Here is a 13501-nt window from a genome sequence, read left to right as displayed (position 1 = left end):
TAACCATATCACCAGTCCGGCTTACTTCGTTTTCCTGCCAGCATAAACAAAGCCAATCACACCAATCACAATCATCGGCAGACTGAGCCATTGCCCCATCGACATATGCATCGCCAGCAAACCAAGAAAATCATCCGGTTCGCGTGCAAACTCAACAATAAAACGGAATACCCCATAACCCAGTAAAAACAGCATCGATGCTTGTCCCAGCGGGCGTGGTTTTTTGGTAAACAACCATAAAATCACAAACAGCATAATCCCTTCGAGCATAAATTCATACAGTTGCGAAGGATGGCGCGGCAGCATCTGAAACTTCTCCCATATCGGCAGCCATTTCTGCGGATCCTGCATCACCAGCATCACATCATTTTCACGTGCATGCGGAAAACCCATTGCCCAGAAAGCATCTACGCTGGTCACCCGTCCCCATAGCTCACCATTAATAAAATTACCTATACGGCCACATGCCAGCCCGAGCGGTACCAACGGTGCAACAAAATCAGCCACAGCCCAGAACTTAACCCGGTGTTTGCGCGCAAACAGCCACATAGCTACCAGTACACCAACAAAACCACCATGAAACGACATCCCACCCTGCCAAACTTTCAGAATCTCCAGCGGATGGTTCAAATAAAAAGCCGACTGATAAAACAGCACATAGCCAAGACGCCCGCCAAGAATTACCCCCAGCACACCCCAGGTAATAAAATCATCCAGCATCTCATTGGTAAAAACCGATTGCCCGCCCTTAATCCGTTTGCGTCCCAGCCAGATAAACAAACAAAACCCAACAATATAACTCAACGCATACCAGCGAATCGCCAGCGGTCCCAGATGCACCAGCACCGGGTCAAAATTCGGATGAATCATCATAAACTTGTCATTCCTCAGATATCTTGCTCATCACCTTATCTGCCACAACCACATGCGTCAGATAACAGCCAGTACGGCCATAAATACTACAGCCAAAACAGCACACAGTTTAACCCATATTAGCCAAACCATGCGCCCCTTTCAGCACTCCCTGCTTCCCCACAGGCATACCAGAGTAAAAATAATCCTCGCAAACAGCCCTATACACATTGACAGCCAATAACAGGCAGCCTAAGATAAAATATGTATTTTATATACATATTAATTTTTTCGGGAGAACAACCATGCAATTAACTACCAGACAAATCGAACTGGTTCAGGCAACCATTCCCACACTACAGCAACATGGCGTTGAATTAACCCGTTACTTCTACAACAGGATGCTCAGCAACAACCCAGACCTGAAAGAAATATTTAACCTCGGCAACCAGCGCAACGACGCCCAGCCACAGGCTCTGGCCAGCGCCATACTTGCCTACGCACAAAACATCACCGCATTACAGAATCTTGACAACGCCATCAGCCAGATAGCGCACCGCCATGTCAGTCTGGATATCCAGCCAGACCAGTATCCAATAGTCGGCACCAATCTACTGCACTCCATCAGCGAAGTATTAAACGTACCCATGGACAGCGAACTGATAGAAGCGTGGAGCGCAGCCTACCAACAACTGGCCGATATTCTCATACAGGCCGAAGCAAACCTTTACCAGCAACAAAACAACACCAAAGGCGGCTGGAATGGCTGGAAAAAATTCAAAATTGTCGATAAACAAGAAGAAAGCAGCGAAATTACCTCATTTTATCTGCAACCAGTCGACAACAGCCCATTGCCGGAATATCAGCCCGGCCAGTACATATCCGTACGCGTCATGGTGCCGCAACTGGGTATCAGACAACCGCGCCAGTACTCCCTTTCCGACAGCAATCATCCCGAATATTTCCGCATAAGCGTCAAAAAAGAAACTGCAAATCAGCAGCACAAAGCAGGTTATGTTTCCACAACTCTGCATGAACACTACCAGATTGGCGATGAAATAGAAGTTACCAATCCAACTGGCACCTTCTTATTACACAATCCGGATAAAAATACAGTACTGATTAGCGCAGGTGTGGGCATTACCCCCATGATAGCCATCCTCAATACTCTCGCAGCAGAAAACAATCCGCACCAGCAGATTAGTTTCATCCACGCCTGCCGCAACAGCAGTGTACTGGCCATGCATCAGCACATCATCGAATTACAGCAAACCATGCCTAATCTGCACAGTTATCTGGCCTGCGAAAATCCGGGTACAGAATTAGCCGCAGACAAAATCGGCCGATTGGAGCTATCCGAGCTAAATCGCGCCTTGCTGCCAGCAGATGCCGATTATTATATTTGCGGTCCCAAACAATTTATGCATAGCCAGTATCATACCTTGCGTAACCTCCATATACCGCAGAATCAAATCTATATGGAACTGTTTGGTACAGGCGGATTCAGCCAGCTCACAGCCTGAGAAATCAACTGCAATTTAAACGTCAAACTTTTCATGGCAGCTGAAAACAGGCAAAATTGTTCCATCAACAACCCGACAGTCTGCCATGCAATTAAACCGCTTCACCGATTTAGGTTTGCGCGTACTAATATCACTGCAATACCTGCCCGAATCCAAGCTTTCCACAGTAGAAAGCCTCGCCAAACAGCTCAACGTATCCAGAAATCATCTGGTAAAAATTGTTTATTTTATGGCACAGACCGGCTGGATTGATTCATTTAAAGGCAGAAACGGCGGTATCAGGCTGTCTGCCCTTAGCCACCGTCTCAAACTGGGGGACATCGTTCAGGCACTGGAACAGGCTTCGTCCGAAACATCCGCCTTAATCAACTGTCAGCAGCCACCCTGTTCAATGACAGAATTCTGTTACCTGCCACAAATATTCAGCGAAGCACAGCAGGCTTTTTATCATGCACTAAACTGCTATACCCTCAGACAGCTACAGACACCGGCCACCAATCAGGCTGTCATCAAATGGCTGGATCAACAAAAATAACCCAGACAAGGTATGTGCAAACACAGACAGCCTGAACAGACTACATCGCATCTTCCGTTTCTGATGACGGAGTCTCATTAGCTGGCGCACCCACTATTCCATTAAGCAAACCTTCAACTGCCGGCGGTTGCGGAATCAAAGTATTCAAAGCCAGCACAGAAGCATTTAAAACCGGGTAGTCCCTGAAATCAATTTGATAACCGCCATCACTGGTCGAATGCAAACTGGCGCGGGCACCAAGCGGGAAAGTTACCTTATCAGCCACATGACCAAAAGGAAATCCGGTTAATACCGGCACCTTCGTCAACCGAGCTATCGTCTGTACCACGGAATTGAATGTATAACTACTGTCATACACATCCCGAATCGACCCCATACGGAAATTACCCAGCACAATCGCCTGCTGGCGTCCGAGAATGCCGCTCAGATACAAAGTCTGAAGCATACGTTCAATCCGGTATGGCTGCTCACCAACATCCTCAATAAACAGAATACCGCCATCTACCTGCGGCATATAAGGTGAGCCCACCAGAGCAGACAGCACACTCAGATTACCACCCCATAAAATCCCCTCGGCCTGAACCTGATGGTTCTGCATGGCAGCAACCCTAACCGACATAGCCGGATTACAACTGTTATCAATAAAAGAACGGGTAGTAAACTCACTCATCTGCGGCTTGCCAAATTCACTGTACAACATTGGTCCCGCAAAACTGCACATCTGCCCCTGCGCCAGCAAAGCCAGTTGCACCGCAGTCACATCACTGTAACCAAACAATAACGTACCCTGTTCACGCATCCGCTCCCCCAGAGCAGACCAGTTAACCAGCGGCAAAATACGCATCGCACCATAGCCACCGCGCAGCCCCATCAGCACCTTTGGCACAGGTACACGACCAGCGGCCACATCCTGCAAATCAGCAGCCCGCTCAGCATCACTGCCGGCAAAACGCTGATAGCGACGCACAGACGCCTGCTGATTACTGACTGCAAAACCGGCCACAGCCAGACGCTGCGCCGCCAGCTCACTGCGGCTGGCACTCTCTCCAAAACCAGAACAGGCAAAAATACGCATAGTATTCAAATTATTATTCGATTGTACAGGTACTTTAGGTGAAGACGTTGTGGGCACGGAAAGCTTCTGGGTATTACCACATGCCTGCAATAAGCCAGCACCTGCAAAAGCAGCACTGGCACGCAAAAACCCACGACGGCTCTGTTGTTGGGCATCCATAAAAACTCACTTCCTGATCCAGTGGATTAGCTGAGTGAAAACACCAGCCATTGTAGCAAAAGACAGTTCATACCGATTAACAGCCAGAACCAGAACATTAAAGCCGACACACACCCCAACCATACCTTACTATAGCCCAGTTTGTCATGAGTAGCAGCAAAAATAACAAAAAGGCATGGAATCACCATGCCTTTCTGAATCAAACCAACCTATCACTGGCGCGGTGGTATCGATTTCAGCAAATCCAGTAAAATAGCCCAGCACTCAGCCACAGCAGCAATCTCTACCCGCTCTTTAGGCGAATGGGCTGCACGAATAGTCGGCCCGAAAGACACCATATCCAGATGTGGCGCCTTACCACTGAGAATACCGCATTCCAGACCAGCATGAATAATCTGTAACGGTGGCTGTTTGCCATAATGTCTGGCAAATATATCACTGGTAAGCTTCAGCAATGGCGAATCTGCATTCGGAGCCCAACCCGGAAAATCCGCCGTTAAATCCAAGTGTGCACCAGCCAAACGAGCCAGAGCCGCCAGACGCAGACTAAATTCATCTTTCGGCGTTTCCAGAAGCGAGCGCATCAGACAATGTATCTGCAAGCCCTCTGCACTGGTTTTCACCTCGCCCATATTGGATGAAGTTTCCACAATACCGGTAAACTCTGCACTCATGCGCATCACCCCATTGGGTACAGCCACCAGTAAGTCCAACGCTTTCTGTGTACATGCCAGTGTAGCAACCTGTGGCAAACTTTCCGCCGGTAACACCTCAATGCACAATTGCTTTTCTTCTGCCCATTCTGCCGCAATAACAGCAGCAATCGGTTCTACCGCCGCACGAGCTGCTGCTTCATCCATCACGATCACAGCCTGAGCCTCACGCGTAATCACATTACGCAACTCGCCACCCTGCCATGAACCCAGCGCAAACGGTTTCTGCACATACAGGCTGGCCAGCACCCGCGTCAGCAACACATTAGCATTAGCATGATTCTTATCAATATCTACCCCGGAATGGCCACCACGCAAACCGGATACCCGAATCGTACACACTGGCGCCTGATTAGGCTGCCAGTCCAGCGGCAAAGTCAGGCTGGCATCACGACCACCGGCGCAGCCAATAAAAATTTCACCCGCTTCTTCCGTATCCAGATTAATCAGATATGGCATCTGTAACCAGTCTGCGCTCAATGCCTCAGCACCGCCCATACCGATTTCTTCTTCCACCGTAATAATCAGCGTTAATTCAGGATGAGCCACATCATCAGCAAACAGCACCGCCAGCCCCATGGCCAGGCCGATACCATTATCAGCACCCAGCGTTGTATCGTTAGCCCAAACCCAGCCGTCCTCAATTCTGGTCTGAATTGGATCATGCCGAAAATCATGCAGCGAATCAGCACCTTTCTGCGCCACCATATCCATATGCGCCTGCATCGCCACCGGTACACAATTTTCCATACCCGGTGTAGCCGGCTTGCAAATGCGCAGATTACCTTTCGCATCAATATCCGTTGCCAGACCACGCTGCTGCGCCGCCTGCACCAGCATTTCCCGTACAGCCTGTTCATGAAAAGTCGGACGTGGCACAGCACACAGGCGCGCAAACCACTGCCACACCGGCTGCGGCTGTAATTGTTCAATTTCACTCATATTCTTTAATCCAGTCACAGATAAAAACAAATCAGGCCACCATATGGCAGCCTGAACACAGTGTCAACCAGCAAACTAAAACTTAACCCCTTTATGCAAAGCCACTACCCCAGCAGTTAAATTGTGATAACTTACACTGTCAAAACCCACATCCAGCATCATCTGTCTTAACGTTTCCTGATCCGGATGCATGCGAATTGATTCCGCCAGATACTGATAACTATCTGCATCTTTAGCAATCAGCTTGCCCATCAGCGGCAACATCTTAAAAGAATACAAATCATAAATCGGCTTGAGCGGCTTAAATACATGGGAAAATTCCAGCACCAGCAACGTACCGCCCGGTTGCAATACCCGATACATTTCTGCCAGCGCCACTTCCTTATGCGTCATATTGCGCAAACCAAACGACACTGATACCAGATTAAAATAATTATCTGGAAACGGCAGTTTCTCCGCATCACACAACGCCACAGGCAGCGCCAGCCCCTCGTTCAGCAAACGGTCACGCCCCACAGTAAGCATAGAAGAATTAATATCCGTTAACCATACCTCACCGGAACGCCCTACCCGTTTAGCCCAGCCGCGCGACAAATCACCCGAACCACCAGCAATATCCAGCACTCTGTCGCCCTTGCGTAACGGCGCTGTAGTAATCGTAAAGTGCTTCCAGACCCGATGCAAACCGCCAGACATCACATCGTTCATCACATCATAGTTCTTGGCCACCGAATGAAACACCCCGGCAACACGACCCGCTTTTTCATCTTCATCAACAGTTTGATAACCAAAATGAGTTTTGTGATCGCTCATACCACACTTTCAGAATTAAATATTGCCCAAATAAATATATCCAGCAACCAGTACCAGTATCGCTACAGCATTAATCCGGTTCACGGCTGGCGCCAGCCAGAAATAACTGTTGTTCATAACCGACCCAGTGTTCAGCCTGCCGTACGGCCAGATCATACAGATAATCCCAGTCGTACAGGCCAGTATCATGCCCATCCGAAAAAGCAATACGCAAAGCATAATTGCCCACCTGCGACAAACCGGCAATCGTCACATAACGCTTGCCTGTCTGCAAGACTTCCTGCCCCACACCATGACCGCGCACCTCAGCACTGGGCGAAAACACCCGCAAATACTCAGCTGCAAGCTCATATACCTGTGATGCATACACCAGCCGCAATACCTGTCGGCTCTGGCTCAAACGGATTTCAGCTGGCACCCTATCCTGCATACAAACTACATTCCCATCACAAGACATTAATAAACTATACCTATTCTAACCCAATATCCCGCTTACTGCCCACACAGATTACATGCAGCAGCCAGCAAATCACCCCCATCAGCAACCACCTTGCAGATACTTTGCAAGCCTGCCTGTAAAGAAGTATATTAACTGAGTTGCACAATCAGCCAAAGGATGCACACCATGCAAACAACAGCCATCATCAAACACATCGTTAACTGGCTACGCGATTACGCCACCCAGGCCAATTGCAAAGGCTTTGTCGTTGGCGTTTCTGGCGGTATCGATTCCGCCGTCGTCTCCACCCTTGCCGCCCAAACCGGCCTGCCCACATTGGTACTGGAACTACCCATTCACCAGAAAGTTAACCAGATAGCACGTGCACAAGAACATATCCGCCAGCTGAAAAGCCGCTTTACCAACATCGAAGAACACTGGGTAGACCTCACCCGCACCTTCGATTCATTCGCCATGGCCGTAGATATCGGTGATAACAAAGAAGAACAAACCCAGCTGGCACTGGCCAATGCCCGCAGCCGCCTGCGCATGCTTGCACTGTATTACTATGCCCAGCAACGCGGCCTGCTCGTCGTGGGTACCGGCAATAAAGTAGAAGATTTCGGTGTAGGCTTTTTCACCAAATACGGCGACGGTGGCGTAGACCTCAGCCCGATTGCCGACCTGCTCAAAAGTCAGGTATATGCCTTGGCCAAAGAACTGAATATCGACCAGAAAATCATCGACGCCCCGCCTACCGACGGCCTGTGGGATGCAGACAAAACCGATGAAGAACAGATTGGCGCCACCTACCCTGAGCTGGAATGGGCAATGAGCATCTACGACACACATAAAATCGACGACTTCACCGGCCGCGAACGCGAAGTATTTGCCATCTACGACCGCTACCACCGCGCCATGCAGCATAAAATCAACCCGATTCCAGTATGCAAAATTCCGCCTGAATTACTTAACTAACACCAAAACCAGATTGCAAAATCTGGTTTTTTTATTCCTTACTGAAACCTTAATGGCCAAATCAAAAGTCTGGCAAAAAACATATCCATTACGCAGCCATAACCATCAAGTCAGGATTAAATAACCATAACTTCACACAGACTCAAATCCTCACCGAGAAATCATACCCGGAACAAAAATTGTAAAAATATATTAATCCAGTCATACTAGCATAATAAAATAACTTTAAATCCCACAGCATTATGCAAAATATTATCCAGCAACAATTACAACAAATAGAACAACAATATAATATCCAGATTATTCATGCATGCGAATCCGGCAGCCGTGCCTGGGGATTTGCCTCGCCCAACAGTGACTATGATGTGCGCTTTATTTACCTGCATCCAATCGAAAAATATCTAGCCATCGAACCCATAAAAAATCAGCTCACCTTTCCTATTACCAGCGAGCTTGACATTCACGGCTGGGATTTAAAAAAAACCTTGCAACTCATCCACAAATCCAACGCCACACCATTTGAATGGTTACAATCGCCAATCATATATCAGCAACAAACAGACCTCGCCCAGCAACTATGGCGTCTATGTGCCCATTACTTTAATCCCAGAGGCAACGTCCATCATTATCTGGGCATAGCTTCCAGCGCCCTGCAAAACCTCAATGGCCGGCAAATTAAAATCAAACAGCTATTTTATATCCTCAGACCATTACTCTGTGCCTGTTGGTGCATCCAACACAAACAAATTGCACCAATGACAATCACTCCTCTACTACAATTACTACCAGCAGATTTACATAAACAGATTCTAGAGCTCATCGATTTTAAAAATACAGTTGTCGAGTCCCATATAATCGAAATCAGTAGTAATCTACATGATTACATTACAACCACTACCAACTACATCAAATCACAAATACCCCAATTACCAGAACTAAATTTCACCGCCACACAACTGGATACTTTTTTCATCAACACATTAAAAAACTGTACCAGCCATGAACATCAATGATTTAAAAGCACAAAACCTGATTTTACTGGAAGTAATCAGTGGCAGCCGTGCATTCGGTCTGGCCACCGAAACTTCAGACACAGATATCAAAGGCGTATTCTACTTACCCAAAGACAAATTTTACGGTCTGCACTATATTCCACAGATAAGCAACGCCAGCAACGATATTGTTTACTACGAATTAGGCCGGTTTACAGAACTATTGCTGAAAAACAACCCGAATATCATCGAAGTACTGGCCTCAGCTCCTGAATGTATTCTTTATCAGCATCCGCTGATGCAGCAATTTTCACTAAAGCAGTTTTTATCCAAGCAAATTCAGCAGACCTTTATTAATTATGCCTGCTCACAAATAAAAAAAGCCAAAGGACTAAACAAAAAAATCAATAATCCAGTAGACAGCAAACGCAAAACCGTTTTCGATTTCTGCCATATCATTGACCAACAGCACACCTACCCACTCAGCAACTGGCTGCAACAGCGCCAATGGCAACAACACCAGTGTGGATTGGTCAACATTCCTCATGCCACCGACTTATATGCTCTGTACTATGACGAAAGCGGCAACAAAGGATATCGTGGCATCATTCAGCAAGAAAATGCCAATGATATTTGCTTATCTTCAATCGGCGCCTCCGACCCGTTTATTGCCTATCTGAGTTTCAATCGTAGCGGATATTCCACCTACTGCCACGAATACAAAAGCTACTGGCAATGGGTGGAAAAGCGAAATGAACAGCGCTATCTCACCAACAGCCAAAGCGGGCAGGATTATGATACCAAAAATATGATGCATACCATCCGTCTGCTCCAAGTGGCATTAGAAATCATTTCGCATGGCACCGTCACCAACAAACGCCCAAATCGACAAGAATTACTGGATATCAAACATGGCAAATTCTCATATACAGCAATCCTGCACAAAGTCGATTCACTGGTTAGCCAGATTACGGCAGCCAGCAAAACCAGTAGCCTGCCAGAGGAGCCTGCTACAGCAGAAGTGATGCACACCTTAATCAACATCCGCCAAACCCTGTATGCCAATCACTAAACAGGCAGCAAGCCATTTACCGGTAATCAACCAGATTAAAAATATTAAATAAACCACCCACAAAAAAACCAGACTTTAAATGTCTGGTTTTCTTCACAGTAACTTACCTATTAGTGTTTAAGCAACGCACAAATATGCGCCACCACCGCATTAATAGGCAGCTCGGTAGCCGCAGTATCCTTACGTGCCTGATATTCCACCTTACCCGCTTTCAGGCCACGATCACCAATAACAATACGGTGCGGAATACCAATCAGCTCCGAATCATGCAGCAGCACACCAGAGCGCTCATCACGGTCATCCAGCAGCACATCCACACCTGCCTGCTGCAATTGCGCATATAAATCATCTGCCGCCGCTTTCACATCAGCAGATTTCTTATAATTCATCGGCACAATCACCACCGTAAACGGCGCCATCGCTTCTGTCCAGATAATACCGCGCTCATCATTATTCTGCTCAATTGCCGCAGCAATCACACGAGTAATGCCAATCCCGTAACAGCCCATTTCCAGCACCACGTTCTTGCCATTCTGATCAAGTACCGTAGCCTGCATCGCCTCAGAATACTTCGTGCGCAACTGGAATACATGGCCCACCTCAATCCCGCGCGCCAGTTTCAGACTACCCGTACCACATGGACTTGGGTCACCGACAACCACCTCGCGTAAATCAACAAACTCCGGCTCAGCAGCATCACGGCCAAAATTAAAGCCAGTATAGTGATGATCATCCTCATTGGCACCAATCACCCAGTCTGCACCTTTAGCCGTAGCAAAATCAGCATACACCTTGCCATTGAAGCCCACAGGGCCAAGTGAACCACCATGCGCACCATTAAAAGCAGCTTCAATCGCAGCCTCCGAAGCCATGGTTAACGGTGCTTTCACCCCTGCCAGCTTCTCAGCCTTGATTTCATTCAGATGATGGTCACCCCGTACCAGCAACAGTACCACCGTACCCTCTTCCTCGCCCTCAACCACCAGCGATTTCAGCGTTTGTTCTACCGGCACCTGTAAAAAAGCCACCAACTCATCAATACTGCGTACATTCGGCGTATGAACCTTGCTTAAATCCTGCCCGGCATTCTGGCGTTCACCAGCCAGCGGCAAAGTAGCAGCAAGCTCAACATTAGCTGCATAATCAGAAGCATCACTGTAAGCAATAACATCTTCACCGCTTTCAGCCAAAACCTGAAATTCATGCGACCCGGTGCCACCGATACTGCCGGTATCCGCCGCCACCGGACGATAGTCCAGCCCCAGCCGGTCAAACACACGGCAATAGGCATCAAACATATCCTGATAAGACTGTTGCAGCGATTCAAATGTCGTATGGAAAGAATACGCATCTTTCATCACAAATTCACGCGCACGCATCACACCAAAGCGTGGCCGCACCTCATCACGGAATTTAGTCTGAATATGATAAAAATTCAGTGGCAACTGCTTGTAACTGCGAATCTCACTGCGCACAATATCAGTAATCACCTCTTCACAGGTTGGCCCCATGCAGAATTCACGCTCATGACGGTCGGTAATGCGCAACAATTCCTTGCCATAAAACGACCAGCGGCCACTTTCCTGCCATAATTCTGCTGGCTGCACCACCGGCATCAGCAACTCAATCGAACCTGCCCGGTTCATTTCTTCCCGAACAATCTGCTCTACCTTGCGCAGCACCCGCAAACCCATCGGCATCCACGTATACAATCCGCTGGCCAAACGGCGAATCATTCCCGTACGCAACATAAGCTTGTGACTGGCCAACTCCGCTTCAGCCGGAGCTTCTTTTAATGTCGAAATATAAAACTGACTGGCTTTCATATATATCTCCAAAAACAGCCGCCATTGTACCAGCCTCCGGCCAGTAAAAAAGCCAATATCCCACACCAAAATAAACAAATTTTGCACAAAACAATTACTCGTAGCCAAACTCGGCAAGCATGGTATGATTCACCTTATTTAACCACACCCACCCTGCCATGAATTTTCTGCTTATATACAGCAGCCGTTTTGGCTACACCCATAAAATTGCCCAGACACTGGAAGCACAATGGACTGCTGCCGGTAACACAGTTAACATGGTTGATCTGGCAGATACACCAGTTATTCAGCCGGGTGAATACGATAAAATCATTATCGGTGCGTCTATCCGCTACGGCCACTACGCTGCCGCACTGGCACCATGGATTGAACGCCATCAGCACATCCTCAACAGCACCCCAAGTGCCTTTTTCAGCGTCAGCATTCTGGCCAACAAACCGCACCGCAGCACCCCGCAAACCCATACCTACACCCGCAAATTCTTTACCAAAAGCCCGTGGCAGCCGCAAGCTATCGGCATCTTTGCCGGAGAACTGCATTACGCAAAATACAACCTGCTCGACCGCTACATGATGCGTTTGGTAATGAAACTGAACAAAGGCGAAACCCGTCTCAACGCACATATTGAATACACCGACTGGCAAAAAGTGCGCGAATTTGGTGAACAAGTGCAAAAATTAAACAAATAAGCCACCACATACTTACTTTATCGTATGAATATAATATTTAAAAACGATAAAAAATAACCAACTTATCGACTTTTCAATAAACAGATACAGATATTTTTAAATAAGCACCGAAAAAAATTACCATAAATACCGCTTGAACAGCTCTTACCGTATTCATCGAATAAAAAACTTGAAATTAGCGGAACCTGTTATATTTTCAAATTCATAATCAGCTTGCAAAATACAAAAGAAATAACAATTAAATAGATAGCATAAATTGTTACTTTAAAGAAGAAATACAAAATTAATCTTCTTAAATTTATAATAAAAATTTAAAAACAATAAATTAAAGAGGCTGGCAATTATCCATTTACAAAAATAGATTGATAAAATTCAAACCATAGTATAAAATAATTATATACTTACATAATTGTATATTTTAAAAATTCATAGCGTATTTATTAATAAATCAAGCATGCATCCAACAAACGGATGCAGATGCAGAGAATTTTATACACAGATAATCAGTTAATTAAAACACACTGATTAAATTAATATTAATTACAAAAACTTATCCCGTTTTAGTATTGATTATTAAACAGAGTAACTCTAATTAAACTTAAACATTTAAAGCCCTAATTTAAACAATTATCAAAAAACTTATTTTACCAAGTTAATGGAGAATTGCAGCTTAAATCCAGTAAATATTCGTGTATCCAACTGATTCGAATTAGCAAAACTAACCGAATTGGTTCCCATTGATTAAGAAAGGATTATCAATCCTCTTACTCAACTACACCTTATTATGCCTAAATGAAAGGAAAATATTATTTAAAATCACATCCTAAAAGCATACTTAAAATTAAACCAAAATAACTACTTGAACCATAACATTAGTTTATTTTAGATTTAAA

Annotated in this window: 12 protein-coding genes; 6 read left to right on the top strand and 6 right to left on the bottom strand. The window is 46.3% G+C overall.

The window, feature by feature from the left end; all coding sequences use genetic code 11:
• Positions 1-21: 21 nt before the first annotated feature.
• Positions 22-873, bottom strand: a complete 852-nt coding sequence (gene lgt / locus BGI33_RS11405) for a prolipoprotein diacylglyceryl transferase (protein ID WP_100091309.1) — start codon at positions 871-873, stop codon at positions 22-24.
• Between the two features lie 284 nt (positions 874-1157).
• Between lgt and hmpA the strand changes: the two genes are divergently transcribed.
• Both hmpA and BGI33_RS11395 read left to right on the top strand, forming a co-directional pair.
• Positions 1158-2375: an NO-inducible flavohemoprotein gene (hmpA, locus tag BGI33_RS11400; RefSeq protein ID WP_100091308.1), complete on the top strand. Its 1218-nt coding sequence runs from the start codon at positions 1158-1160 to the stop codon at positions 2373-2375.
• An 85-nt stretch (positions 2376-2460) separates the two neighbouring features.
• A complete protein-coding gene (locus BGI33_RS11395; protein ID WP_100091307.1) occupies positions 2461-2910 on the top strand; it encodes an Rrf2 family transcriptional regulator in 450 nt (149 codons plus the stop codon).
• Between the two features lie 40 nt (positions 2911-2950).
• Here BGI33_RS11395 and BGI33_RS11390 read toward each other — a convergent pair whose 3' ends face one another.
• From BGI33_RS11390 to BGI33_RS11375, 4 genes are all read right to left on the bottom strand, one after another.
• Entirely contained in the window at positions 2951-4144 is a 1194-nt protein-coding gene (locus tag BGI33_RS11390; protein WP_100091306.1) for an LD-carboxypeptidase, read from the bottom strand.
• Between the two features lie 212 nt (positions 4145-4356).
• Positions 4357-5799, bottom strand: a complete 1443-nt coding sequence (locus BGI33_RS11385) for an aminoacyl-histidine dipeptidase (protein WP_100091305.1) — start codon at positions 5797-5799, stop codon at positions 4357-4359.
• A gap of 75 nt (positions 5800-5874) precedes the next feature.
• Positions 5875-6612: a bifunctional demethylmenaquinone methyltransferase/2-methoxy-6-polyprenyl-1,4-benzoquinol methylase UbiE gene (gene ubiE, locus BGI33_RS11380; RefSeq protein ID WP_100091304.1), complete on the bottom strand. Its 738-nt coding sequence runs from the start codon at positions 6610-6612 to the stop codon at positions 5875-5877.
• A gap of 70 nt (positions 6613-6682) precedes the next feature.
• Positions 6683-7042 carry a gamma-butyrobetaine hydroxylase-like domain-containing protein gene (locus BGI33_RS11375; RefSeq protein WP_100091303.1) on the bottom strand — a complete coding sequence of 120 codons (360 nt, stop codon included), beginning with the start codon at positions 7040-7042 and terminating at the stop codon, positions 6683-6685.
• 195 nt (positions 7043-7237) lie between these two features.
• Here BGI33_RS11375 and nadE point away from each other — a divergent pair, with 195 nt between their 5' ends.
• The 3 genes from nadE to BGI33_RS11360 all read left to right on the top strand — a co-directional run bounded on the left by nadE (position 7238) and on the right by BGI33_RS11360 (position 10093).
• Positions 7238-8029 (top strand): NAD(+) synthase, encoded by a 792-nt coding sequence (gene nadE / locus BGI33_RS11370; protein WP_100091302.1) that lies wholly within the window; start codon positions 7238-7240, stop codon positions 8027-8029.
• Positions 8030-8271: 242 nt separating this feature from the next.
• Positions 8272-9042 (top strand): nucleotidyltransferase domain-containing protein, encoded by a 771-nt coding sequence (locus tag BGI33_RS11365; protein ID WP_100091301.1) that lies wholly within the window; start codon positions 8272-8274, stop codon positions 9040-9042.
• Positions 9029-10093, top strand: coding sequence for a DNA polymerase beta superfamily protein (locus BGI33_RS11360; protein ID WP_100091300.1), 1065 nt, complete (start codon positions 9029-9031; stop codon positions 10091-10093). Before BGI33_RS11365 ends, BGI33_RS11360 begins: the two co-directional genes overlap by 14 nt.
• 110 nt (positions 10094-10203) lie before the next feature.
• Here the strand turns inward: BGI33_RS11360 and BGI33_RS11355 are convergent, their stop codons facing one another.
• The gene (locus tag BGI33_RS11355; protein ID WP_100091374.1) at positions 10204-11919 is read right to left on the bottom strand and encodes a proline--tRNA ligase; all 1716 of its coding nucleotides are present in this window, start codon (positions 11917-11919) and stop codon (positions 10204-10206) included.
• Positions 11920-12077: 158 nt separating this feature from the next.
• Here BGI33_RS11355 and hemG point away from each other — a divergent pair, with 158 nt between their 5' ends.
• Positions 12078-12608 carry a menaquinone-dependent protoporphyrinogen IX dehydrogenase gene (hemG, locus tag BGI33_RS11350; RefSeq protein ID WP_100091299.1) on the top strand — a complete coding sequence of 177 codons (531 nt, stop codon included), beginning with the start codon at positions 12078-12080 and terminating at the stop codon, positions 12606-12608.
• Positions 12609-13501: the final 893 nt, after the last annotated feature.

The sequence above is a fragment of the Snodgrassella alvi genome, assembly GCF_002777425.1.
Taxonomy (GTDB): Bacteria; Pseudomonadota; Gammaproteobacteria; order Burkholderiales; family Neisseriaceae; genus Snodgrassella; species Snodgrassella alvi_B.
This window is presented reverse-complemented; position numbering and strand designations above follow the sequence as displayed.